Annotated in this window: 21 protein-coding genes and 2 pseudogenes; 18 read left to right on the forward strand and 5 right to left on the reverse strand. The window is 49.1% G+C overall.

The features are described from left to right. Positions 1–517: 517 nt before the first annotated feature. Positions 518–1,372, reverse strand: coding sequence for a reactive chlorine-specific transcriptional regulator RclR (rclR, locus tag FTE26_RS11630; protein ID WP_000339593.1), 855 nt, complete (start codon positions 1,370–1,372; stop codon positions 518–520). A gap of 225 nt (positions 1,373–1,597) precedes the next feature. Between rclR and rclA the strand changes: the two genes are divergently transcribed. From rclA to rclC, 3 genes are all read left to right on the forward strand, one after another. Further along, positions 1,598–2,923, forward strand: coding sequence for a reactive chlorine resistance oxidoreductase RclA (gene rclA, locus FTE26_RS11635; RefSeq protein ID WP_001046304.1), 1,326 nt, complete (start codon positions 1,598–1,600; stop codon positions 2,921–2,923). Positions 2,924–3,031: 108 nt separating this feature from the next. Continuing rightward, positions 3,032–3,268, forward strand: coding sequence for a reactive chlorine resistance periplasmic protein RclB (rclB, locus tag FTE26_RS11640; protein WP_000474077.1), 237 nt, complete (start codon positions 3,032–3,034; stop codon positions 3,266–3,268). Positions 3,269–3,279: 11 nt separating this feature from the next. Further along, complete coding sequence (gene rclC, locus FTE26_RS11645) at positions 3,280–3,873, forward strand: reactive chlorine species resistance protein RclC (RefSeq protein ID WP_001296896.1); 594 nt, start codon at positions 3,280–3,282, stop codon at positions 3,871–3,873. 163 nt (positions 3,874–4,036) lie between these two features. On the opposite strand, the gene FTE26_RS11650 is transcribed toward rclC, so the two are convergent. Further along, the gene (locus tag FTE26_RS11650; protein ID WP_001716187.1) at positions 4,037–4,903 is read right to left on the reverse strand and encodes an aldo/keto reductase; all 867 of its coding nucleotides are present in this window, start codon (positions 4,901–4,903) and stop codon (positions 4,037–4,039) included. 248 nt (positions 4,904–5,151) lie between these two features. On the opposite strand from FTE26_RS11650, the gene FTE26_RS11655 reads away from it, so the two are divergent. Next, positions 5,152–6,009 carry a helix-turn-helix domain-containing protein gene (locus tag FTE26_RS11655; RefSeq protein WP_001716185.1) on the forward strand — a complete coding sequence of 286 codons (858 nt, stop codon included), beginning with the start codon at positions 5,152–5,154 and terminating at the stop codon, positions 6,007–6,009. Between the two features lie 120 nt (positions 6,010–6,129). Here FTE26_RS11655 and fdeC read toward each other — a convergent pair whose 3' ends face one another. Next, positions 6,130–10,383 carry an inverse autotransporter adhesin FdeC gene (gene fdeC, locus FTE26_RS11660; protein WP_000092609.1) on the reverse strand — a complete coding sequence of 1,418 codons (4,254 nt, stop codon included), beginning with the start codon at positions 10,381–10,383 and terminating at the stop codon, positions 6,130–6,132. Between the two features lie 552 nt (positions 10,384–10,935). Here fdeC and FTE26_RS11665 point away from each other — a divergent pair. The 4 genes and pseudogenes from FTE26_RS11665 to ykgO form a co-directional block, all read left to right on the forward strand. Further along, positions 10,936–11,025, forward strand: a pseudogene (locus tag FTE26_RS11665) (hypothetical protein); the annotation flags it as partial. A gap of 473 nt (positions 11,026–11,498) precedes the next feature. Continuing rightward, on the forward strand, positions 11,499–11,600 hold the full coding sequence (gene ykgR, locus FTE26_RS11670) for a small membrane protein YkgR (RefSeq protein WP_000662258.1): 102 nt from the start codon (positions 11,499–11,501) through the stop codon (positions 11,598–11,600). Between the two features lie 362 nt (positions 11,601–11,962). Then, the gene (locus tag FTE26_RS11675; RefSeq protein WP_000803999.1) at positions 11,963–12,226 is read left to right on the forward strand and encodes a type B 50S ribosomal protein L31; all 264 of its coding nucleotides are present in this window, start codon (positions 11,963–11,965) and stop codon (positions 12,224–12,226) included. After that, on the forward strand, positions 12,226–12,366 hold the full coding sequence (ykgO, locus tag FTE26_RS11680) for a type B 50S ribosomal protein L36 (protein WP_000866436.1): 141 nt from the start codon (positions 12,226–12,228) through the stop codon (positions 12,364–12,366). The genes FTE26_RS11675 and ykgO overlap by 1 nt, the downstream gene beginning before the upstream one ends. Before the next feature lie 34 nt (positions 12,367–12,400). On the opposite strand, the gene ykgL is transcribed toward ykgO, so the two are convergent. Further along, a complete protein-coding gene (gene ykgL / locus FTE26_RS11685; RefSeq protein ID WP_001147277.1) occupies positions 12,401–12,628 on the reverse strand; it encodes a protein YkgL in 228 nt (75 codons plus the stop codon). Positions 12,629–13,450: 822 nt separating this feature from the next. Here ykgL and ecpR point away from each other — a divergent pair. The 7 genes from ecpR to FTE26_RS11720 all read left to right on the forward strand — a co-directional run bounded on the left by ecpR (position 13,451) and on the right by FTE26_RS11720 (position 20,886). Continuing rightward, positions 13,451–13,993, forward strand: coding sequence for an ECP biosynthesis operon DNA-binding transcriptional regulator EcpR (gene ecpR, locus FTE26_RS11690; RefSeq protein ID WP_001296902.1), 543 nt, complete (start codon positions 13,451–13,453; stop codon positions 13,991–13,993). A gap of 74 nt (positions 13,994–14,067) precedes the next feature. Then, complete coding sequence (gene ecpA, locus FTE26_RS11695; protein WP_000730974.1) at positions 14,068–14,655, forward strand: common pilus major fimbrillin subunit EcpA; 588 nt, start codon at positions 14,068–14,070, stop codon at positions 14,653–14,655. Between the two features lie 57 nt (positions 14,656–14,712). Continuing rightward, positions 14,713–15,381, forward strand: coding sequence for a fimbrial chaperone EcpB (ecpB, locus tag FTE26_RS11700; RefSeq protein WP_000716392.1), 669 nt, complete (start codon positions 14,713–14,715; stop codon positions 15,379–15,381). Between the two features lie 25 nt (positions 15,382–15,406). Next, a complete protein-coding gene (gene ecpC / locus FTE26_RS11705; protein ID WP_001131079.1) occupies positions 15,407–17,932 on the forward strand; it encodes a fimbrial usher EcpC in 2,526 nt (841 codons plus the stop codon). Further along, on the forward strand, positions 17,922–19,565 hold the full coding sequence (gene ecpD / locus FTE26_RS11710) for a fimbrial adhesin EcpD (protein ID WP_001315269.1): 1,644 nt from the start codon (positions 17,922–17,924) through the stop codon (positions 19,563–19,565). Before ecpC ends, ecpD begins: the two co-directional genes overlap by 11 nt. After that, positions 19,534–20,244, forward strand: coding sequence for a fimbrial chaperone EcpE (gene ecpE / locus FTE26_RS11715; protein ID WP_001296887.1), 711 nt, complete (start codon positions 19,534–19,536; stop codon positions 20,242–20,244). The genes ecpD and ecpE overlap by 32 nt, the downstream gene beginning before the upstream one ends. Before the next feature lie 312 nt (positions 20,245–20,556). Beyond that, the gene (locus FTE26_RS11720) at positions 20,557–20,886 is read left to right on the forward strand and encodes a YkgJ family cysteine cluster protein (RefSeq protein ID WP_001303809.1); all 330 of its coding nucleotides are present in this window, start codon (positions 20,557–20,559) and stop codon (positions 20,884–20,886) included. A gap of 247 nt (positions 20,887–21,133) precedes the next feature. Here the strand turns inward: FTE26_RS11720 and FTE26_RS11725 are convergent. Next, positions 21,134–21,746: pseudogene (locus FTE26_RS11725) on the reverse strand (YagU family protein). Between the two features lie 417 nt (positions 21,747–22,163). On the opposite strand from FTE26_RS11725, the gene paoA reads away from it, so the two are divergent. The 3 genes from paoA to paoC are packed head-to-tail and all read left to right on the forward strand — an operon-like array spanning position 22,164 to position 26,001. Beyond that, the gene (gene paoA / locus FTE26_RS11730; protein WP_000070693.1) at positions 22,164–22,853 is read left to right on the forward strand and encodes an aldehyde dehydrogenase iron-sulfur subunit PaoA; all 690 of its coding nucleotides are present in this window, start codon (positions 22,164–22,166) and stop codon (positions 22,851–22,853) included. Next, the gene (gene paoB, locus FTE26_RS11735; protein WP_000643313.1) at positions 22,850–23,806 is read left to right on the forward strand and encodes an aldehyde oxidoreductase FAD-binding subunit PaoB; all 957 of its coding nucleotides are present in this window, start codon (positions 22,850–22,852) and stop codon (positions 23,804–23,806) included. Before paoA ends, paoB begins: the two co-directional genes overlap by 4 nt. After that, a complete protein-coding gene (paoC, locus tag FTE26_RS11740) occupies positions 23,803–26,001 on the forward strand; it encodes an aldehyde oxidoreductase molybdenum-binding subunit PaoC (RefSeq protein WP_000667026.1) in 2,199 nt (732 codons plus the stop codon). The genes paoB and paoC overlap by 4 nt, the downstream gene beginning before the upstream one ends. Positions 26,002–26,003 lie beyond the last annotated feature (2 nt).

The raw sequence follows: 26,003 nt of genomic DNA on the forward strand, positions 1-26,003 counted from the left end.
TCCATTACTTCATGCCCATTTATGCCCGATGTTTCCCCCCCACCGGGGGATCAATCATCAATAAATATGGCGTTCTTTTTTAATTGGCTAGCAACATACCACCCCTCATTTGTATGACAAATGATAATCTTTCATCCAAACTTCAAATGCAATAACTAATTTTATTTCTTTCGGCATCGCTCACATTTTATGGGGAAATCGACGTTCATTTTTGGCATAAGAAATCCATTTAAAAAGGCTACATCCCTTATACCTATTCAGAGCTACTTATTCAGGGGTTATTGAGATATACACTGATGGTGTACAAAAAAATCACCGACAATAATCACGTATCAAGTAATAGTCGGGGTTTTATTTAATTGAAGCAATTTAGTTTGCATTTTTATTTAAAAACTGAGCTAGAGTCCATCAGAAAAAAATATATAAAGCCCAAACCACCGTTGGAAATAGAAATAGTTGAAAGGCTCACAACTCCCGGAATGCGGATTATCTTTGCCCTGATTTCTGGCGGTTTTATTCAGGGTGCAAGCTGTCTGACCCTTTCCCGATATTCTCCCGGAGTACAACCAAACTCGCGGACAAACGCCTTGTGAAAAGATGATTCACTGGCATAGCCTACTGACTCAGCGATCACCACAACAGGGAGCATTTCCCGGGAAAACATCTGGGCCGCTATTTGTAGACGCAACTTTGTTAATACAGCCAGCGGCGTGGTTCCGGAAACATCACGGAAAAGCTGGGCAAAACTTGCCCGGGACATGTGAGCGATGCTGGCCAGCGATTCGACGGTCCAGGCGTGTCCTGGCATTTCCAGCATTTGCTGTATTACCGCACCAAGACGTGGATGCAGAAGCAAACTGAGAATGTTTTTCTCAGTATTAACCTGTGCAATCCACTCACGCACCGCGAGGGTAAAGAATGTAGCGCAGATCTGGCTACACAGTGCATCCACTCCCGGCATCGCCGATCTGGATTCCTGTTGTAAAAACGGGATCGCCTCCCTCAGCCAGTTATATTCCACGCTGTGGTTAACCGGTGCTAAAAACAGCGTTTCCGGCAAAGACGTTAAAAAATAACGCGCCGAATGTTGCAACCGAAGAGTGCCGCAGACAATACAGGTCGATTCATTATCGACATGACTCAGGCGATGAGCTGAATTTTGTGGTAGCAGGACCACATTTCCCGGGCGTAATGTAAAAATCTCTCCCGTCGGCATTTCCAGCTTCGCCGCTCCTTGCGTTAACGCATGCCAACGAATAACCGATAATTCCCCGGCACCATGTGGAAGCTGCCAGTCACTTCCTAACACGCAATTCTTATCGATCGTTCCTTGTGGAGCGTTAAGCATCAACAAACGGCTAAGGGCATCCATATCAGACTCCTGAGTGGTTTTTGATTACAAACACCAACAATCTTAGTAAATAACTAATCTAATACCATCAAATGGTTAATCATGATTTTTGTTTTGTGATTCTGATTAAGAAAAAGAAAATACCAGACGATAAGACAAAATATCAAGCGTTGTGAAGAAATGGTATTTGCTCTTTTGCGTCTATAGTCATGATGTCAAATGAACGCGTTTCGACAGGAAATCATCATGAATAAATATCAGGCAGTTATTATTGGTTTTGGCAAGGCTGGAAAAACATTAGCCGTCACGCTGGCAAAAGCAGGTTGGCGAGTGGCTCTCATCGAACAATCAAATGCAATGTATGGCGGGACCTGTATTAATATCGGCTGCATCCCAACCAAAACATTGGTTCATGACGCACAGCAGCACACAGATTTTGTCCGTGCCATACAGCGTAAAAATGAAGTGGTTAATTTTTTACGTAATAAGAATTTTCATAATCTTGCGGATATGCCCAATATCGACGTGATCGACGGCCAGGCGGAGTTTATCAATAATCATAGCCTGCGTGTTCATCGGCCTGAGGGAAATCTGGAAATTCATGGCGAGAAAATTTTTATTAATACCGGTGCACAAACCGTGGTTCCGCCAATTCCTGGAATTACCACCACGCCTGGTGTATATGACAGCACCGGATTACTTAATCTAAAAGAATTGCCTGGGCATTTAGGTATTTTGGGCGGCGGATATATTGGCGTTGAGTTCGCCTCTATGTTCGCTAATTTTGGCAGCAAGGTAACCATTTTAGAAGCAGCTTCGCTGTTTTTGCCTCGGGAAGATCGGGATATTGCTGATAATATCGCGACGATTTTACGCGATCAGGGCGTCGATATTATCCTCAATGCCCATGTGGAGCGAATCAGTCACCATGAAAATCAAGTGCAAGTGCATAGCGAGCACGCCCAACTGGCGGTGGATGCACTGTTAATAGCTTCCGGTCGTCAACCGGCTACCGCTTCGTTACATCCAGAAAATGCCGGTATCGCAGTAAACGAGCGCGGGGCAATTGTCGTTGACAAGCAATTACATACCACCGCAGACAATATTTGGGCGATGGGAGATGTTACCGGCGGGCTGCAATTTACTTATATTTCACTGGATGATTACCGCATTGTGCGTGATGAGTTGCTGGGAGAAGGCAGACGTAGTACTGATGATCGGAAAAATGTGCCTTATTCCGTATTCATGACACCGCCACTGTCCAGGGTTGGTATGACAGAAGAACAGGCCAGAGAGAGTGGTGCTGATATTCAGGTGGTGACATTGCCTGTAGCTGCAATTCCGCGTGCCAGAGTGATGAATGATACTCGTGGGGTATTAAAAGCGATTGTTGATAATAAAACCCAACGTATATTAGGGGCATCACTGCTGTGTGTTGACTCCCACGAGATGATCAATATAGTGAAAATGGTGATGGATGCCGGGCTGCCTTATAGCATATTACGCGATCAGATATTTACTCATCCGTCGATGAGCGAATCACTCAATGATCTATTTTCATTAGTCAAATAAACTCAAAATCAGACGCCAGAACAAATATTCTGGCGTCTCAGAGAAAAGAATCTTATTAATTCCCTGTTACTCTATAACTTCTTAATCACTTCATTGATGGTATTTTATATGTTCAAAAAATCTGTTTTATTTGCAACACTATTATCTGGCGTTATGGCATTTTCCACCAATGCAGATGATAAAATAATTCTGAAACATATCAGCGTCTCGTCAGTATCAGCATCACCGACAGTTCTGGAGGATGCCATTGCTGATATAGCCAGAAAATATAATGCTTCATCCTGGAAAGTCACATCGATGCGAATTGATAATAATTCAACCGCAACAGCAGTATTGTATAAATAAGGATGTTTACAATGGAGAAATACCTGCACATGTTAAGTCGGGGAGATAAAATTGGCCTGACATTGATTCGTCTGAGTATTGCGATTGTTTTTATGTGGATTGGGTTATTAAAGTTTGTCCCTTACGAGGCAGACAGCATTACACCATTCGTCGCAAACAGTCCACTAATGTCGTTCTTTTATGAACACCCGGAAGACTATAAACAGTATCTGACTCACGAAGGCGAATACAAACCAGAAGCAAGGGCATGGCAATCGGCCAATAATACCTATGGTTTTTCCAACGGTCTTGGCGTCGTGGAGGTGATTATTGCTCTGCTGGTTTTGGCTAATCCTGTCAATCGCTGGTTAGGTTTATTGGGAGGGCTGATGGCATTTACCACACCGTTGGTAACACTCTCATTTTTAATCACCACCCCGGAGGCATGGGTACCCGCATTGGGTGACGCTCATCATGGTTTCCCTTATTTATCCGGTGCTGGTCGCCTGGTATTGAAAGATACTCTGATGCTGGCAGGTGCTGTCATGATAATGGCAGATTCGGCGCGGGAAATTCTTAAACAACGCAGTAATGAATCCAGTTCAACGTTAAAAACTGAATATTGATAATCCGAACACTGTCTGTTGTTCACTTTTTCAGGCGTCAGGCCCCCTTTCTGATGATGAAGCCTGACGCCATATTACCGGAGATATGACAGAGTGAAGATCAATATCACTCCCCTGTTAAAAGATTCTTGTCGTCTCAGGTAAAATATATGATTAATATCAATCATGAATTTTTTACAGCAAGACAACCACGAACAAATTCAGGATTAAAATGTTTTACCGACTCCCCAACATAACCCAAATCAAGCGAACTAATTTGTGCCATTTCTTTCTCTGTCAGTGAGAAATCCCAGATAGCAAAATTTTCTTCGATACGCTGTTGATGTGTCGATTTCGGAATAACGACCACTCCCCGTTGAATATTCCAACGCAGAATGACTTGAGAAATCGATTTTTGATGGGCATCTGCAATACTCTGAAGCAGATTATTTTCAAAGGGTTTATGTCGTCCACCACCTAACGGAGCCCATGCTTCAGGCTGCACGTTATAATACTTCATGGTTGCCAGCGCCTCTGGTTGGGCAAAATAGGGATGCAACTCGACCTGGTTGACCATCGGTTTAACTCTTACCGTTTCACAAAAGTTCGCCAGAACATGAGGATAGAAATTGGAAACCCCAATTGCTTTTAATTTGCCCTCTTCATAGGCATCTTCGAGTGCACGCCACGCACTGAAATAATCGCGCATAGCCTGGTGCAATAAATAGAGGTCGAAGTATTCTAGTCCCGATTTTTTTAATGATGCTTCAATACCTGCTGCTGCCGTATCCTGATTCAACATATCCTGCACCCACAATTTAGACGTTATAAATAACTCATCTCGGGTACATAAACCTTCAGATATAGCTTCACGAACGGCTTCACCGACGGCATCTTCATTACCGTATACCGCTGCAGTGTCGATGAGTCGATAACCCGTGCGGATAGCGTTCAACACTGACTGTTTGCACACGTTTTTATCGGTAACCTGAAAAACACCAAATCCCATCATCGGCATTTTCAGATTGTTACTTAATACGGAAAATTCCACTGTCAGTCCCTCCATTAGGCATGAACAATGAGTCTACGTTAAAACGTAACCTCAAATTAGTATGTGGATTTTGATATCACTTATGCAAAAAATTCATTAATAATGTAGGACTGAAACCTCTCTATTTTCGGGGACAACGAAGCAGACGCTACCAGTGCTTTTGCCTTCGGACTTGCTGTTTTTGATACACTTAGGGCCCAGGGCATAACGAAAATGTGCGATATGACGAAGAATCAATGGAGAATGTGATGATCAGGCAGAAGATTCTACAGCAGCTCCTGGAGTGGATTGAGTGCAATCTTGAGCACCCTATTTCAATCGAAGATATCGCACAGAAATCTGGCTACAGCAGACGCAACATCCAGCTTCTGTTCCGAAATTTCATGCATGTGCCTTTGGGAGAATACATTCGCAAACGAAGGCTTTGCCGTGCCGCTATTCTTGTCCGGCTCACCGCGAAATCTATGCTTGATATTGCACTCTCTTTGCATTTTGATTCACAGCAGTCATTCAGCCGCGAATTTAAAAAGTTATTCGGCTGCTCTCCCCGTGAATACCGCCACCGTGATTATTGGGATCTCGCAAATATCTTCCCTTCTTTTTTAATACGTCAACAGCAAAAGACGGAGTGTAGATTAGTCAATTTTCCTGAGACACCTATTTTTGGCAACTCATTTAAATATGACATTGAAGTGTCGAATAAATCACCGGATGAAGAAGTCAAACTGCGACGTCATCATTTAGCCAGATGTATGAATAATTTTAAGACGGATATCTATTTCGTCTCCACGTTTGAACCGTCAACAAAATCGGTCGATTTGCTCACGGTTGAAACTTTTGCCGGTACGGTATGCAAACAAACCGATTCAGAGATGCCGAAAGAGTGGACAATTAACCGAGGACTGTATGCCTCTTTCCGCTATGAAGGTGAGTGGGAGCACTACCCTGAATGGGCGCGAAACCTCTATCTGATGGAATTACCCGCCAGGGGGTTAGCCAGAGTGAACGGCAGTGATATTGAGCGGTTTTATTACAATGAAAATTTCGTCGAAATTGATAGCAATAACATTGTTTGCGAAATTTTTATCCCCGTTCGTCCGGTTTAGTTTTCGCTATATCTAAATGAATTTATAACGAGACTACTGTCAGGAAATTCAATAAATAATGGCGTTGAAGATGTCAACGCCATTATTGTTTATTAGAATGTTACTTTCATATTCTTAAAATTATTTCATCGCCTCCTCGTCCTTTGCCGTATCGGCATCCACCGCGGTAATGGTCACCGTCACTGGCTTCATTTCGTACCCGCCATAGGTCAGGGCGTTAAATGTGAACGTATAGACACCAGGCTTGCTGGTACTAAATTTACGCGTGATTTTTCCGCTCACGAAATGGTCATTTTTCGACGGCAGGAACTGATAATCCTTTTCCGTCACCCCTTCCGGCGTCTGAATGTCGACCCACATATTCCCGCCAACGGGGTTGTTTGCCGACATCAGTGTCACCTCCAGCTTCGCAGTCGATTTCCCATCCGCCACCAGAGATTGCATATCAGATGATGCGGTGAGTACCGCGTTTTTATCATCCGCAACGAATTTAGATTCGGCAGTTTTCGTTGATACCTGACCGTTGGTCTGACTCACTTGCGCCTTGAGTGTGTATGTCGCCGCAACAGTAGTGGTAGCGGTGAAAATAGCCTGCCCTTGCTCATTCGTTGTCGCAGTGCCATTCGGTTCCAGGTTTAACGAAGCCGGGCTGGCAGTCAGCGTCACTTCGCTATCTTTCACCAAATTGTTATTGGCATCAGTCACCGTAACTTTATACGTTTGTTTGGCTTTGCCGTCCGCCAGCGCATAGTTGCCCATCACCTCAATACCGGAGACGGTTGCGGTAGCCTTATCGGCTACAAACGTTATAGTCTGCGTATCCGAAGGCTGGCTATTCCCCGCCGATGCCGTGATCTCATACGTTCCGGCAGTCACTGAAACCACCTGCAACTCTGCTTTCCCCTCACCGTTGGCTTTCACCCAGACATTATCGCCTGTAAGCGGCTTGACACCCCGGGGCAGATTAAAGGTCACCAGGCTCCCTGGAACAGGGTTACCATTTTTATCCTCAACGGTCGCCGTCAGCGTAAAGGCATCTTTGCCGTTTGCCACTTTTGGCGCGGCGCTATCAACCTCCAGACTCGCCTGACCGGTACTGAAATCCGCCTTGAATTTCACCGTAACCGTCTTCTGAGCATTATTCACTGAGGCCGTGATGCTGTGTTCCCCGGCAACCGTTGACATCAGCTCAATGTCGGCTTTACCTGCCGCATCGGTTGTTACCGTATTCCCCGTCTTGCTGGTCACACCTTTCGGCAGAGTCAGCGTCACATTTTGTCCCTGCAACGGGTTACCATAGGTGTCCACAACGGTCAGGGTTACCTGGTTAGTCGATTGTCCATTAGCCAGCTGGTTATCAACCTTCACCGTCATATCACGAATCTCAGCCTTAGATGCGTCACCAGCAACATTCAGCACCAGTGGCTGAGCAACGGCATTTTGGCCGTTCACTCGCGGCATCACAGACAACTGGCCCGCGGCAGATCCCAGAGTCAAGGTCGCCACGTAGACCCCATTACTTGTTTCTGTCCAGTCTCCTGTTGAAGGTCGCTCTGTCCCCGTGCTGGCGGCACCGCTAAACACTGGTGCATCTGGCTTCATCCCGGTGACCGGGTTCCCGTACGCATCCTTCACGGTGAAGGTGAGTTCCGTCGTCGTTTTGACGGTCGGAGCCTTATTGTCCGCAACAAGCGTAGAGTTCGCTGATGACATCTCTCCGGCGATGACCGTCAACTGCGCGGCTTCGGTGGCTGCTGGCTGGCCGTTGAATAGCGGCATGACACGAAGCTCGCCCGTCTTTCCGCCTGTAGTTAACGTAGCAACATAGGAACCGTCACCTTTTTCGGTCCAACTGGAAACGGTCGCCCCTTCAGAGGCGGTCCCCGTCAAACTTGCCGACAACGAAAGACCACTGATAGCGTTGCCATGTGCATCTTTTGCAATAAGCGTCACGGTTGTACTTTCGCCGGCTTTTACGTGATCTTCTGCGACAGAGACTTTCGACTGGTTTGAAGATAACGCATCAGCCACCACGGTTACTTTTGCCGCATTTGCTGCCGCATCCTGTCCATTTAGCTTCGGCATAACTTCTAATTCACCCGCCGTAGAGCCGAGAGTAATCTGCGCAGTCCACGTCCCATCACCATTATTTGTCCAGCCCGATGCCGTAGAACCTACAGCAGCGGCACCCGCTAATGACGGCGCTTCCGGCGTGAGGCTGGTCACAGGGTTGTCATAGGCATCTTTTACCGTCCAGATTGCCGTAACTGTACCCCCAACCACCGGTTTATCAGGATTCAGGGTGATGGACGAATGTGCTGCATCAAGCGGCCCGGCAACAAACTTCAGCGTTTGTTGTAATGTGCCCAGCTGATACTGCTCGCTGAAAGCACGCACAACAACGTTTCCGGCACGGGTCGAAGAAACCGTAGCGCTGTAAACGCCTGGTTTTATCTCCGAAATTGTACCAATGGTGACACCATTAGTGTCTTGCGGAACAAATCGCAAGCGGCTGGCCTCTCCCGTCACCGGGTTACCATCAGTATCCACCGCAGTCAGCGTCAGCGTGTAGGCTTGCTGACCATCAGCAACCACGTCACCTGACGGCTCGTTAGCGCTCAGGGTGGAGTTTGCCACATCCATCATCGTGGCCCGCAGTTCTGCAGTGACGGTTTTGCTCATGCCATCAACACTAACAGTAATCGTTGCCTCACCTGACTGCGTTCCGGTAGTAAAGACAGACTGATACACCCCGGCTTCAGTTTCGGTGAACTCACCCAGTGTTGGCTTTGCCTGTGATTTAGTGGCCTTCAGGGTACGAGTCACAATATTTCCAGCCGGTTTGAAAGTTAGTTCAGTCTTGATCTGATCTTTCATGCCCGTGACTGGCTGGCCCTCGGCGTCGCGCAGAGACAGCACCAGCGGTCTTTGCTCATTACCGTTAGCAAGCATTTGAATACGGCTCTGACCGTCAAGCGTTAACGCCGTGCGATCGGCACTCATACCTGCTCCGGTAATGACCACCTCTGTCTGCACGCGTTTTGAGGCATTGCCTTTGTTATCGTAGGCAACCGCAGAAATCGCATAATAATTGTCTTTGCCTGGACGATAAGCCGGGAGCGTTACTTGCCACTGACTACCCTGACCGGTAATTTTGCCACCTTCAGCCAGTAATGACGGCGCTTCCCACTGCACATTTTTCAGTCCGTGAGTTGCTTTGCTGACCACAAGCCCCAGGGAAAGTGTCTGACCGCCCTTACCTTCAATACGCTCAGGCAGAGCAATACGGATCACTTCAGATTTGCGGTACTCAAGAACGATGTTGTTATTACGCTCAACCAGGTCATAGCGGCTGCCTGCCAGCATTCGACGCTCGCGAATGCTGTCTGTATCGAGTTGTTTCTCCAGAGGTTCGCCAATCCGATAATTAACTTCCAGGCCAAAGCGAGTGTCATTCTCACCGCTCTTGCCCTGCTTATGCCCGGCGCTCAGTGTCAGAAGAGGCACTGGCGTATAGGTCACCTCGGCAGAAATAGCATGCGGGTCTTTCTGGCGCTTATCTTTACCAAACAGCCCGACTTCATCGCCATAATACTGTTCATACATCAGGCTTGCGCCAAGCTGCGGCCAGGCAGGTAAATAGCCCTCTGCGCGGATATCCCAACCATTCGCCGGGCGTTCCTGATAATCCTCAATATCCGGCGATTTTTTCCAGCCAGAAGCCCGAATATAACCATTGGCGCTCAGTTTCAGATAATCGCGCCAGTATTCCGCACCAACACCAATGCGGGTATGACTACGGGATAAATCATGGTCGATAAAGGTGTTCACCCCCGCCATCCAGTCATTTCCTGAAAAATGACGCCAGCCAAAACCAATATTTGACTGAGTACGATCGTCGGTACGATGTATTGCTCCCTGAGTGAACAACATATTTGTTGGCGTATCATAAATCGGATAAAGCATTTCCAGCGAAGAATCCTTCAGCGAGAAATCTTTATCGACATTCAGTTTGACGCGCGCAGTACCATATTTCCCGAGCCACTCCTGTATTTCCTGGTTAGCTTTAGCTGTGGCCATTCCGGTAATAAAGTTACGTGTCGCATCGCTATCTGGCTGACTGCTTAAAAATGTCCCGGCATTTGCGGCAAACGACGCGACATTTTTCTCCACGTTATTATCAGCAGTTACCGTAGTATTTCCCATGCTCAACCGTGGCTGAACCGCATGCTGCGCACGTGCCGCCATTACTGGGGTAAAGGTGACAGCGAGTGGAAAAAGAACCTGAACAGAGATATTTGCCCACGCCACGCAGCGGGCCAGAACTGAATAACGAAATCGTGGTTGTTTATGACCTGTTTTATAACGCGACATTGAGATAATTTCCTGATGAACGAATTAACGAACATAGGCAGACACAAATAATGGCGTCTGCTTGTCAGAAAAACCGGGGATTTCCCGATTTCCTTTTCCGCAGAAAAGGAAATACCTTTATGTAAGAAAGTGCACCGCCACCTAATATATCCAGTGTCTGTAGCCACTCATCAGGTGGTTGGGCGCGGGATTATATTTTTATTTATGGGTGAAAATTTAGCTTTTTGTGCAAGTCATTAAATAGACACCTAAGTTATATTTTTTACTCTGCGGACAGTGAATAATTCATTATTCAGAGTGAATAATAATGGCCTGCCTTTAATTAACAACTATTGGAAATACGTCGAAGTAGGTATATACGCCAGAATAAATCGATATATTTTTTATGGATATTCATTTTCCTTCATCGGACTGTAAATTGCGGAGATTTCGAACTTGCACTACCCATCGCAACACTCAAACAGATTTATGAATTTCGTTCATAACCCCTGACAAATCCTGCCGTCTAATCGAGCTTTTCCCTTTACGTTATGCTTCTCATGAACGAGAACACAACTTATTCATGAATTAACCATTCCGGATAAACTATGGAATCAAATTCAGGCATCGAAAGGAACTGGCTGGTTTCCGTTAATAGATTAAATATCTATTACTCTCCCGAGAGTAAAACTATCAAATCAATGAGTAACCGATACAGCCTCACAAATTCTTTCAGATAATTAACCCGTCACTGCGGCACGTTCTCTCGTAAGGCGTGCCTGCAGTGTAATCCAGTATGTATCCGGCATAGTTGACGGTTTAATAGAACTCAATTCCTCTCCCAGGTCACCAACAGCGATATCTTGTATAACACCCCAGGAGATACGACATTATGATGAGATGCGATATGCTCCTCAGCGCCAATCAACGCCCGGACTGGGCCAGTCTTGAGATCAGACTCATTCCCGGAACTGACTTCAGGCGACATATATCAATGACGTTGGTGCAATAAAAGATAGCCGATGTAATACATCTATTCAAATTTGTGATACATGTCAAAAATTTGGTTGACCAAACTCGTTATTTATATAAGGGCACTTACGAAGTGCGCTCTTTTTTAAAGCGAGGAAGTACCAATGAAAGAGAATAAAGTACAACAAATCAGTCATAAACTGATTAATATCGTTGTTTTTGTCGCAATTGTAGAATACGCCTATTTATTTCTCCATTTCTATTAATAACGGCAATAAACTGTTCACTTCAGTGATATTTAAAATATGCATCCTCTCCCTTTTTGTAAGTAATTATTATATCCGTGGGAGAGGAATACACGCTGTCAGGTAATCAATCATACTGCGATAAATCATCGGCCAGTAAAGTGGAGATAACCTCCATTGTCGAAAAATCCATACTCTCAGCAAAACCATCATCAATCACTCATCCAGGCGTTTATGGGAGCGTCACCAATGGCTGCTAACAATGCCAGAGTTCCCCGTTGCGAAAATTCCACATCCACAAAGAGTCACAGGGATTGGGTGTTGAAATGATCCGGATGAGCATGTATCTTTATGGTTATGTTATAACATAACAGGTAAAAATGATGAAGCCCAATATCCATCCTGAGTATCGTACTGTGGTGTTCCACGACACCAGTGTTGATGAGTACTTTAAAATCGGCTCGACTATCAAAACAGACCGTGAGATTGAGCTGGATGGCGTAACGTATCCATACGTGACAATTGATGTCTCTTCTAAATCGCACCCGTTCTATACAGGGAAGCTGAGAACAGTGGCATCAGAAGGAAATGTTGCACGATTCACCCAACGTTTTGGTCGTTTTGTTAGCACGAAAAAGGGGTCGTGATGAAAGTTCTTAACTCTCTGCGTACCGCAAAAGAACGCCATCCAGACTGTCAGATTGTGAAGCGAAAAGGACGGCTATATGTGATTTGTAAATCTAATCCACGTTTTAAGGCCGTTCAGGGTCGTAAGAAAAAACGTTGATTCAAAATTCGACGGATTAACGATATTTGTCTGATTAATAATCAGATCGGATTAATGTTGGTGTGTTTATAACACCAACATTAATTTTCCTGGGGATATATTCCTCCTGTTCATTTGAGGCCAACTGCCTGACGTTTCTCTCCGAATATTCCATTATCTTAATGTTGACTTGTTGACCAGCTTCGCCCCTGTATGCTGGCATCAACTCTCTTTTAGACTGAACACGCCACTCAGTCTCCTCCCTTTGCGGCGCAGCCTGCATTTTCACTCAAACTGTTAAGATGATAAATGTGGTAAATCTGTTGGTACTAACATAAAAACGTTTACGCCACAGGAACAGTCTGATCCACCGGTAACCCCGTCGCCGACGTTCGAGTGCCAGTTAGAGTAACGCGCACAGATAACTGCACTCAGTGCCCTGACAAAGAGGCCATCGTTCCTGTGACAGCTGGCAGCCTTCGTTTAACTTCACTTAATCTGGCTCTTGGGGGCTTACCGAACAGATGACGTACATACGCCCGTTCAATTTTCCATCACTTATTGTAATGAACACCTATAACCATTTTGTGCGGCATGTTAATCCATTAAAATTTCTTACTGATTGGCAAATCATCTTCAATGACAGCTCATTATAGTTTTATATTCTATCCCTTACCCTTAAAACTTGTTTTTTTACTAGCCCATCACACAGCGCATTAAGACTATTCCTAACACTTCAGGGCAAAGTTCCTGACCAATATAAAATGCAAGTAAGAATTGAACGTTATATTGCCAATAACCTTATGAAACCAAATGTCTTTTTCTTCTTATCAAAAAAGCAATATTTTCAGTTTTTCTAAATATTGACTTAACCATTGAATTCCTTTTCCGTTCACATATTGACACTCATCGGGAAAAAAACATAAATTTAAGCCCAATCGAAAATAATTAAACTTAATCTCGTTTAACCTTTATTGATATGTGCTACGTATCTTATTTACTTCCGGTTTACTAAGGAAACTGAATGCACCTGTAAAAATTATAGGTTTGGAAAGTAGTGACATGGCAAAGTGATTACAGCAGGGACTATGAGGTTAAAAACCATATGGAATGTCAAAACCGTTCTGATAAATACATCTGGTCTCCCCATGACGCCTACTTCTATAAAGGACTATCTGAACTGATTGTGGATATCGACAGATTAATTTATCTATCGTTGGAGAAAATTAGAAAAGATTTCGTGTTTATCAATCTCAATACGGATTCTTTATCTGAATTTATAAACCGTGATAATGAATGGTTATCCGCGGTAAAGGGGAAACAGGTCGTATTGATTGCGGCCAGAAAGTCAGAAGCCTTAGCAAATTATTGGTATTACAATAGCAATATTAGGGGCGTGGTATACGCTGGACTGAGTCGTGATATTAGAAAAGAACTGGCCTATGTGATTAATGGCAGGTTCCTGAGAAAAGATATTAAGAAAGATAAAATCACGGACCGGGAAATGGAAATTATCCGCATGACGGCCCAGGGAATGCAACCTAAATCGATTGCCAGAATTGAAAATTGTAGTGTGAAGACAGTGTATACCCATCGGCGTAATGCTGAGGCCAAGCTGTACTCAAAAATATATAAGTTGGTTCAGTAAACTCCAGGCAAGTTAGTTTTAAAAAATGACTCACTGGGACATCACGTCCTCAATTCAACTCGGGAAGAAATGCAATGAAAAAAAAGGTTCTGGCAATAGCTCTGGTAACGGTGTTTACCGGCATGGGTGTGGCGCAGGCTGCTGACGTAACAGCTCAGGCTGTAGCGACCTGGTCGGCAACAGCCAAAAAAGACACCACCAGTAAGCTGGTTGTGACGCCACTCGGTAGCCTGGCGTTCCAGTATGCCGAAGGCATTAAAGGTTTTAACTCACAGAAAGGTCTATTTGACGTGGCTATCGAGGGTGACTCAACGGCTACCGCCTTTAAACTGACCTCACGTCTTATCACCAACACATTAACCCAGTTGGATACCTCAGGTTCCACACTGAATGTGGGCGTGGATTATAACGGCGCGGCAGTCGAAAAAACTGGCGATACCGTGATGATCGATACCGCCAACGGCGTACTGGGCGGCAACCTTAGCCCGCTGGCTAACGGTTACAATGCCAGCAATCGTACCACCGCACAGGATGGTTTCACCTTCACCATCATCAGCGGCACCACCAATGGTACCACCGCAGTAACCGATTACAGCACTCTACCGGAAGGCATCTGGAGCGGCGACGTTAGCGTACAGTTCGACGCGACCTGGACCAGTTAATCTCTCTGATGTACCAGCAGGGGTAGCCCCCCTGCTTTATTCCTGGACGGAATTGTTATGAAAAAGCACCTTCTGCCTCTCGCTCTGCTGTTTTCCGGAATACCTCCGGCCCAGGCGCTGGATGTCGGCGATATATCATCGTTTATGAACAGTGACAGCAGCACGCTGAGCAAAACGATCAAAAACAGTACCGACAGTGGTCGCCTTATCAATATCCGTCTCGAACGGCTCTCTTCACCGCTTGACGACGGGCAGGTTATCTCAATGGACAAGCCGGATGAGTTGCTACTCACTCCCGCCAGCTTGCTGCTACCCGCCCAAGCCAGCGAAGTGATCCGCTTCTTCTATAAGGGACCCGCAGATGAAAAAGAGCGCTACTACCGCATTGTCTGGTTTGATCAGGCCCTCAGTGATGCGCAGCGCGATAATGCCAACCGCAGCGCTGTGGCCACTGCTTCCGCCCGCATCGGCACCATTCTGGTCGTCGCCCCTCGCCAGGCGAACTACCACTTTCAGTACGCCAACGGCTCCCTGACAAATACAGGAAATGCGACGCTGCGGATCCTCGCCTACGGCCCTTGCCTGAAAGCCGCCAACGGTAAGGAGTGTAAAGAGAATTACTACCTGATGCCGGGCAAGTCGCGTCGTTTTACCCGTGTGGACACTGCGGATAACAAAGGACGGGTTGCACTTTGGCAGGGTGATAAGTTCATTCCCGTGAAATAGATAGCTGTGCAGATGGATAACGACAATGCCTTTACGACGGTTCTCCCCAGGACTGAAAGCCCAGTTTGCCTTCGGCATGGTCTTTTTGTTCGTTCAACCCGATGCCAGCGCTGCTGACATAAGTGCGCAGCAAATAGGTGGGGTGATTATTCCGCAGGCCTTCAGTCAGGCGCTTCAGGACGGCATGAGCGTCCCGCTCTATATTCATCTCGCCGGTAGCCAGGGTCGCCAGGACGATCAGCGAATCGGCAGCGCTTTTATCTGGCTGGATGATGGACAGCTACGCATCCGGAAAATACAGCTGGAAGAGAGTGAAGATAACGCCAGTGTCAGCGAACAAACTCGACAGCAGCTGATGGCTCTGGCCAACGCCCCGTTCAATGAGGCCCTTACCATCCCCCTGACTGACAACGCGCAGCTGGATCTCAGCTTGCGCCAACTGCTGCTGCAGCTGGTGGTCAAGCGCGAAGCGCTGGGCACCGTACTACGCTCACGTAGCGAAGACATCGGGCAGTCCAGTGTTAACACCCTCAGCAGTAATCTGAGCTATAACTTGGGCGTCTATAACAACCAGTTGCGTAACGGCGGGAGCAACACATCCAGCTATCTGTCGCTGAATAACGTTACTGCGCTGCGCGAACATCATGTGGTGCTCGACGGCTCGCTGTACGGGATCGGTAGCGGTCAACAGGACAGTGAATTATATAAAGCGATGTATGAACGCGATTTTGCCGGTCACCGATTTGCCGGTGGAATGCTCGACACCTGGAACTTGCAGTCCTTAGGGCCGATGACCGCCATTTCAGCAGGGAAGATTTACGGCCTTTCCTGGGGAAACCAGGCCAGCTCCACCATCTTCGACAGCAGCCAGTCAGCCACGCCAGTGATCGCCTTTTTACCGGCGGCGGGCGAAGTACATCTCACCCGTGATGGGCGGCTACTAAGCGTTCAGAACTTCACTATGGGCAATCATGAAGTGGATACCCGGGGTCTACCGTACGGGATTTACGATGTGGAAGTTGAGGTGATCGTTAACGGTCGCGTGATCAGCAAACGCCCCCAGCGGGTCAATAAGCTGTTTAGCCGGGGGCGCGGCGTCGGTGCACCACTGGCGTGGCAGGTATGGGGCGGTAGCTTTCATATGGATCGCTGGTCGGAAAACGGGAAAAAGACGCGACCAGCTAAAGAGAGTTGGCTAGCAGGTGCCTCGACCTCCGGCTCATTGAGTACGCTTAGCTGGGCGGCAACGGGATATGGATACGATAATCAGGCGGTGGGTGAAACCCGTCTGACGCTGCCGCTTGGGGGGGCGATCAACGTTAACCTGCAAAATATGCTGGCCAGTGACAGCTCATGGAGCAGCATCGGCAGCATCAGCGCCACTCTACCGGGAGGCTTTAGTTCGCTGTGGGTTAACCAGGAAAAAACCCGCATTGGCAATCAATTGCGACGTAGCGATGCCGACAACCGTGCAATCGGCGGCACACTCAACCTGAACTCACTGTGGTCGAAGCTGGGCACATTCAGCATCAGCTACAATGATGACCGCCGTTACAACAGCCATTATTACACGGCAGATTACTATCAAAATGTCTACAGCGGTACCTTTGGTTCGCTTGGCCTGCGGGCCGGTATTCAGCGCTATAACAACGGCGACAGCAACGCCAATACAGGGAAATATATCGCTCTCGATCTCTCGCTACCACTGGGCAACTGGTTTAGCGCAGGGATGACCCATCAAAACGGCTACACCATGGCAAACCTGTCAGCACGCAAACAGTTTGATGAAGGAACCATTCGCACTGTTGGTGCCAATCTGTCACGTGCCATCTCCGGCGATACCGGTGATGACAAAACCCTCAGCGGTGGGGCGTATGCACAGTTCGACGCTCGTTACGCCAGCGGAACGCTGAACGTCAATAGCGCGGCGGACGGCTACATCAATACCAACTTGACCGCCAATGGCAGCGTCGGCTGGCAGGGTAAAAACATCGCTGCCAGCGGGCGGACTGATGGCAACGCTGGGGTGATATTCAACACCGGGCTGGAGGACGACGGTCAGATCAGCGCCAAAATCAACGGGCGGATTTTCCCGCTTAACGGCAAGCGTAACTATCTCCCGCTCTCTCCCTATGGAAGATATGAGGTGGAGTTACAGAACAGCAAAAACTCACTCGACAGCTACGATATCGTCAGCGGCCGCAAAAGCCATCTGACTCTCTATCCAGGCAATGTCGCTGTCATTGAGCCAGAGGTGAAGCAGATGGTTACCGTCTCCGGTCGTATCCGTGCGGAAGACGGCACACTGCTGGCTAACGCACGGATTAACAACCATATCGGCCGAACCCGAACCGATGAAAACGGCGAGTTTGTCATGGACGTGGATAAGAAATATCCCACTATCGATTTTCGCTACAGTGGCAATAAAACCTGCGAAGTGGCACTGGAACTCAACCAGGCGCGCGGTGCCGTCTGGGTCGGTGATGTGGTCTGCAGCGGCCTCTCATCGTGGGCGGCGGTGACGCAGACAGGAGAAGAGAATGAGAGTTAACCTACTAATAACGATGATAATTTTCGCGCTAATCTGGCCAGTAACTGAGCTCAGAGCGGCAGTGAGCAAAACAACCTGGGCGGATGCACCGGCACGCGAGTTTGTGTTTGTCGAAAACAACTCAGACGACAACTTTTTCGTCACTCCTGGCGGGGCGCTGGATCCGCGCCTGACCGGTGCCAACCGCTGGACCGGTTTAAAATACACTGGTTCAGGAACCATCTATCAGCAAAGCCTCGGCTACATTGATAACGGTTACAACACCGGCCTTTATACCAACTGGAAGTTTGATATGTGGCTGGAAAATTCACCAGTTTCATCTCCTTTAACTGGCTTGCGCTGCATCAACTGGTACGCTGGGTGTAATATGACCACCAGTCTTATCCTGCCGCAAACCACCGACGCCAGTGGATTTTATGGCGCGACGGTGACCAGCGGCGGCGCGAAGTGGATGCACGGCATGTTGTCAGACGCGTTTTACCAGTATCTGCAACAAATGCCCGTCGGCAGCAGCTTTACAATGACCATCAATGCCTGCCAGACCTCTGTGAACTATGACGCCAGCAGCGGCGCACGCTGTAAGGATCAGGCCACCGGCAACTGGTATGTTCGCAACGTCACCCATACGAAAGCAGCAAATCTGCGGTTAATAAATACCCACTCGCTGGCGGAGGTATTTATCAACAGCGACGGAGTACCGACTCTGGGCGAAGGGAACGCCGACTGCCGGACACAGACCATCGGCAGCCTTTCAGGATTAAGTTGTAAGATGGTCAACTATACCCTGCAAACAAACGGACTCAGCAACACCTCAATCCATATATTCCCGGCGATCGCCAACTCGTCGTTAGCCTCGGCCGTCGGGGCGTACGATATGCAGTTCAGTCTGAATGGCAGTTCATGGAAACCGGTGAGCAATACCGCCTATTACTACACCTTCAACGAGATGAAGAGCGCAGACTCGATCTATGTTTTCTTCTCGAGCAACTTCTTTAAGCAGATGGTGAACCTCGGGATCAGCGATATCAACACCAAAGATCTATTCAACTTTCGCTTTCAGAACACCACATCACCGGAGTCTGGCTGGTATGAATTTTCTACCTCCAACACGCTGATTATCAAACCCCGTGATTTCAGCATCAGTATTATCTCCGATGAATATACTCAGACACCGTCGCGGGAGGGATATGTTGGCAGCGGCGAGTCGGCACTCGATTTCGGCTATATCGTAACCACCAGCGGTAAAACAGCTGCCGACGAAGTGCTGATCAAGGTGACCGGACCCGCGCAGGTGATTGGCGGGCGCTCCTATTGTGTCTTCAGCTCCGATGACGGTAAGGCGAAAGTACCGTTCCCGGCGACACTTTCCTTTATTACCCGCAACGGAGCTACAAAAACCTACGATGCCGGGTGCGATGATAGCTGGCGGGATATGACCGATGCGCTGTGGTTGACCACACCGTGGACTGATATCTCTGGCGAAGTGGGGCAGATGGATAAGACCACAGTCAAATTTTCGATTCCAATGGATAACGCCATTTCGCTGCGTACGGTAGATGATAACGGCTGGTTTGGCGAAGTCAGCGCTTCAGGAGAGATTCATGTTCAGGCGACGTGGCGTAACATTAACTAAGGCCCTGCTGACAGCGGTCTGTATGCTGGCGGCACCTTTGACACAGGCGATTTCGGTCGGCAATCTGACATTTTCGCTGCCGTCCGAGACTGACTTTGTCAGCAAACGTGTAGTGAATAACAACAAAAGCGCACGGATATACCGTATTGCCATCAGTGCTATTGATAGCCCGGGCAGCAGTGAATTGCGCACCCGACCGGTGGATGGTGAACTGCTTTTCGCCCCCCGCCAGCTGGCGTTGCAGGCTGGTGAGAGCGAGTATTTTAAATTTTACTATCATGGTCCACGGGATAACCGCGAGCGCTACTACCGGGTCTCATTTCGCGAGGTCCCCACTCGTAACCAGACAAGACGCAGCCCAACCGGCGGCGAGGTCAGCACGGAGCCGGTGGTGGTGATGGATACCATTCTGGTAGTACGACCACGTCAGGTTCAGTTTAAATGGTCCTTCGACAAGGTGACAGGAACGGTAAGTAACACTGGCAACACATGGTTTAAGCTACTGATTAAGCCAGGATGTGATTCGACCGAAGAGGAAGGCGATGCCTGGTATCTACGTCCGGGAGACGTGGTTCGTCAGCCTGAGTTACGTCAGCCGGGGAATCATTATCTGGTCTATAACGACAAATTCATTAAGATTAGCGATTCCTGTCCGGCTAAGCCCCCTTCGGCGGACTAAGACTTATCCATCGGTCGAGGGAAGAATTCCACCTCAGAGCTCCAAAAATCGTTTAAATGATGTGGAAGCGATCGTCAATGTCACCTGTAACGATGGGCTTTCTCATATGCACACCATAGTGTTCAGGAGACACGGAAAGGTATCAGGCAGCCTGCTAATGAGTGGTTTAATCACGAATTAGTACGTAAAATCGGTAACGGCTGGAAATCATTCAATACTCACACTATCGAAAGTTCCCCAGCCAACCGCGGTACGTTCTTACATACGATGTACCGCTGTTCTCTTTACGATTTTTAGCTGTACTGGTGAATTATGAGCAATCTGAATCCATGCATGACGTGTGGTGCCTGTTGTGCATTTTTCCGCGTCTCTTTTTACTGGGCCGAAGCCGACGATGCTGGCGGTACTATTCCCGCCAGGCTCACTGAACAAATATCCCCTTTTCACCGATGCATGAGCGGTACCAATCAGAAAAACCCCCGATGTATTGCCCTTGCAGGAACCCCGGGCAAAAATGCCTGCTGCACGATATATAAAAATCGATCGTCCACATGCAGAGAATTCGCCATGTCTGGTGAGAACGGAGTCGTCAATGAGGCTTGCAACCGTGCAAGGGCTAAATACGGGCTGACACCGTTATAAACATACAATAATTAATTGCACTGCCCCGCCAGCGATAATAGCGGGGCTTCGTTTTTCAGGGGTAACAAAACCCGATACTTCTTCTATTTGCCAGCAACAATGCCTCTCTTCTGTAGCGTTCTTCGGATCTACATCATCCTGAAGTAGCGCGATATACTCACTGACTATCTGCATCAGAATATAAAAAGCAATGTTTTTAACCTATAAAAATGGCGCTGTATTTGCGCCATTTTTATCATTCAATGCATTATCTGTTTGAGCCTAAAGGGATCTCAGGGTCTGGCTCATGAGTAATTCTGTTTCGTAAATCTCTGCGAATAATTTCAATAGACCAGAACCAGACTAAATGTCCAAAAATTTCAGAAACATTCTCATACCACGGGAGATCAAACAGAGGTGGCGTCAGTCCCATGAGAGGGAATGAAATCATATGAACAAAAAGTTGGGCTAAAGCACCTGCCAGTAAGCCCTGCCAGAGTTTAATTTTTGGAAATACTTCAGCGACCACACAATAACCGACAGCAAACACTATCGAAAAGATAATGTGCGTAACACCAACCCAGTTAAAGACATGCCCGGCAAAGGTATAAACAGCCGCATTGGGATCTGTCAGCCCCAACCAGTCTCGAAGAAAAATATACGGTGGATTGAGAAAATTACGCGAGCAATCAATTTGGCCTGCAGCCCTGATTAATGATTCCGGGCCACACGCTGCATTAAACATATCCACCGGGCTACGTGGCGGCAATGGAACTTCAGCCCCACTTCACGAATGCGGAAACAACGCCAGCAATCAGCCCAATGAATGCAGCAAGACCATAACGTCTGCGGTTCGGTGGAGTTTGTTCAAATATATTCATATCTACCCTGCTTGTACCATTATGTTATACACCTCTTCAGGAGTATTCATAAAACAAGGCAAATGTAAAGAACTGTATTTTTTTGTATAACAAGATGGTATCCTAATCGCCAATGAATATAAGCTCCATCATTTCTCCCTATTTTTATATTAGAAGTGACAGAGATTTGCAGGGTGATGCAGAGCTGAAAATCACAGGTTTCCTTATTGGTTTTTGCATCGTACAACTAAAGCAATAAACCAGCTCCCATCATCATCAACATCCCGGCGAACATGAATTTATTAGCCGGGCTCATAGCTGCATTCGCGTTTTAAGAATAATCCTCCTGCTGTCGCCGACTATGCTTAACGTTTAAAAAAGCATCAGCACTCTCGCAACGCACTCTTATTTTCCCCTTTAGAATACCGGAGGCCTGGTATGAGCAACCAAGGCGAATACCCCGAAGATAATCGGGTTGGGAAGCACGAGCCGCACGATTTAAGTTTGACCCGTCGCGATCTGATTAAAGTGAGCGCCGCAACAGCGGCGACCGCCGTGGTTTATCCTCATTCTACGCTGGCGGCAAGCGTTCCGGCAGCTACACCCGCGCCAGAGATAATGCCCCTGACACTGAAGGTGAACGGCAAAACCGAGCAGCTTGAGGTGGATACCCGAACCACGCTACTGGACGCTTTGCGTGAAAATCTGCATTTGATCGGTACCAAGAAAGGTTGCGATCACGGACAGTGCGGAGCCTGTACCGTGCTGGTCAATGGTCGCAGGCTTAATGCCTGCCTGACGCTTGCAGTCATGCATCAGGGGGCCGAGATCACCACCATTGAAGGCCTGGGTTCGCCAGATAATCTTCACCCCATGCAGGCGGCCTTTATCAAGCATGATGGCTTCCAGTGCGGCTACTGCACCTCCGGGCAAATTTGCTCATCAGTAGCGGCGCTAAAAGAGATTCAGGACGGCATTCCCAGTCACGTCACGGTCGATTTGGTTTCCGCTCCAGAAACAACTGCCGATGAGATCCGTGAACGTATGAGCGGCAACATCTGTCGCTGTGGTGCATACGCTAACATCCTTGCCGCCATTGAAGATGCTGCGGGGGAGATAAAATCATGAAGGCGTTTACCTATGAACGAGTGAACACCCCAGCCGAGGCGGCACTTAGCGCTCAGCGCGTACCCTGCGCAAAATTTATCGCGGGCGGGACCAATCTGCTGGACCTGATGAAGCTGGAAATTGAAACGCCCACCCACCTTATCGATGTGAACGGCCTCGGGCTCGATAAGATTGAAGTGACCGACGCGGGTGGGCTGCGCATCGGCGCACTGGTACGGAACACCGACCTGGCGGCTCACGAGCGCGTGCGTCGTGATTACGCGGTACTCTCCCGCGCCCTGCTCGCTGGCGCATCTGGTCAGTTACGTAATCAGGCAACCACCGCAGGTAATCTGCTCCAGCGCACGCGCTGCCCCTATTTTTACGACACCAATCAGCCCTGCAATAAGCGCCTGCCCGGGAGCGGCTGCGCGGCGCTTGAAGGCTTTAGCCGTCAGCACGCGGTGGTAGGCGTAAGTGAAGCCTGCATAGCCACCCATCCGAGCGATATGGCGGTCGCAATGCGGTTGCTGGATGCGGTGGTGGAAACCATCACGCCGGAGGGAAAGACTCGCAGTATCACACTGGCTGATTTTTATCACCCACCGGGGAAAACGCCGCACATTGAAACCGCCCTGCTTCCCGGTGAGCTTATCGTTGCGGTGACGTTACCTCCACCGCTCGGCGGAAAACATATCTACCGTAAGGTGCGCGATCGCGCCTCCTACGCCTTTGCCCTGGTATCGGTCGCGGCGATTATTCAGCCTGACGGCAGCGGGCGCGTCGCGCTGGGCGGAGTAGCACATAAGCCCTGGCGCATTGAGGCTGCGGATGCTCAGCTATCCCAGGGGGCGCAGGCCGTATATGACACGCTGTTCGCCAGCGCCCATCCCACCGCTGAAAACACCTTTAAACTCCTGTTGGCGAAGCGAACGCTTGCCTCCGTACTGGCTGAAGCGAGGGCACAGGCATGAAATTTGATAAACCCGCAGGGGAAAACCCGATCGATCAGCTGAAGGTTGTCGGTCGTCCCCATGACCGCATCGACGGACCGCTGAAAACTACCGGCACGGCACGCTACGCCTACGAATGGCATGAAGAGGCCCCCAACGCCGCCTATGGCTATATCGTCGGTTCCGCCATTGCCAAAGGACGCCTCACCGCCCTTGATACGGACGCCGCGCAAAAAGCGCCGGGCGTACTGGCTGTCATTACCGCCAGTAACGCCGGGGCACTCGGCAAAGGCGACAAAAACACCGCCAGGCTGTTAGGCGGCCCCACTATTGAGCACTATCATCAGGCCATTGCGCTGGTAGTGGCCGAGACCTTCGAACAGGCGCGAGCGGCGGCCTCGCTGGTGCAGGCACACTATCGCCGTAATAAAGGAGCTTACTCCCTGGCGGACGAAAAACAGGCCGTCAATCAGCCGCCGGAAGACACGCCCGACAAAAACGTCGGTGACTTTGACGGGGCTTTCACCTCCGCTGCGGTGAAGATTGATGCTACCTACACGACCCCGGACCAGAGCCATATGGCGATGGAGCCGCATGCCTCGATGGCCGTCTGGGATGGAAATAAGCTTACCCTCTGGACCTCAAATCAGATGATTGACTGGTGCCGCACCGATCTGGCAAAAACGCTGAAAGTTCCCGTGGAGAATGTGCGTATTATCTCCCCGTATATCGGCGGAGGGTTTGGCGGCAAGCTGTTCCTGAGAAGCGATGCGCTGCTGGCGGCCCTCGCCGCCCGAGCGGTGAAACGTCCGGTTAAAGTGATGCTCCCCCGCCCCTCTATTCCCAATAACACCACGCACCGCCCCGCCACCCTTCAGCACTTGCGTATCGGTGCCGACCAGAGCGGGAAAATCACCGCTATCTCACATGAAAGCTGGTCTGGAAACCTGCCCGGCGGCACGCCGGAAACGGCGGTACAGCAAAGCGAATTACTCTACGCCGGGGCGAATCGTCATACCGGCCTGCGGCTCGCCACGCTTGATTTGCCGGAAGGGAACGCCATGCGTGCGCCCGGCGAAGCCCCCGGTCTGATGGCGCTCGAAATCGCGATCGACGAACTGGCGGAAAAAGCGGGCATCGATCCCGTCGAGTTTCGCATCCTGAATGACACTCAGGTTGACCCCGCCGACCCGACGCGCTGCTTCTCTCGCCGTCAGCTTATCGAGTGCTTGCGCACCGGAGCGGATAAATTTGGCTGGAAGCAGCGCAACGCCACACCCGGACAGGTGCGCGACGGGGAGTGGCTAGTCGGCCACGGTGTTGCGGCGGGCTTTCGCAATAATCTGCTGGAAAAATCGGGTGCTCGGGTTCACCTCGAACAAAACGGCACCGTTACCGTAGAAACGGACATGACCGACATTGGCACCGGCAGCTACACCATTCTGGCCCAGACGGCAGCGGAAATGCTTGGCGTACCGCTGGAGCAGGTTGCGGTTCACCTCGGCGATTCCAGTTTCCCGGTTTCTGCGGGTTCTGGTGGACAATGGGGCGCGAATACCTCCACCTCCGGCGTTTACGCCGCCTGTATGAAGCTTCGCGAAATGATTGCCTCGGCAGTCGGGTTTGATCCTGAGCAGTCGCAGTTTGCCGACGGCAAGATTACCAACGGTACCCGAAGCGCCACGCTACATGAAGCCACCGCAGGCGGCAGACTGACAGCGGAAGAGAGCATTGAATTCGGAACACTGAGCAAAGAGTACCAGCAGTCGACCTTTGCCGGGCATTTTGTGGAGGTCGGCGTGCATAGCGCGACGGGAGAAGTTCGGGTCCGGCGTATGCTCGCTGTGTGTGCTGCAGGACGCATCCTGAATCCGAAAACTGCGCGCAGCCAGGTCATTGGCGCAATGACTATGGGCATGGGCGCGGCACTGATGGAGGAGCTGGCGGTGGATGACCGTTTGGGCTACTTCGTTAATCACGATATGGCGGGGTATGAGGTGCCGGTCCATGCGGATATCCCAAAACAGGAGGTGATTTTCCTGGATGATACCGACCCCATATCCTCCCCGATGAAGGCCAAAGGTGTCGGTGAGCTGGGCCTGTGCGGCGTGAGCGCGGCTATCGCCAACGCGGTGTATAACGCCACCGGTATTCGGGTACGGGATTATCCCATCACTCTGGATAAGCTGCTCGATAAGCTGCCGGATGTGGTTTAAGG

This window comes from Escherichia sp. S10b, assembly GCF_028421345.1.
In the GTDB taxonomy this organism is placed as follows: Bacteria; Pseudomonadota; Gammaproteobacteria; order Enterobacterales; family Enterobacteriaceae; genus ECMA0423.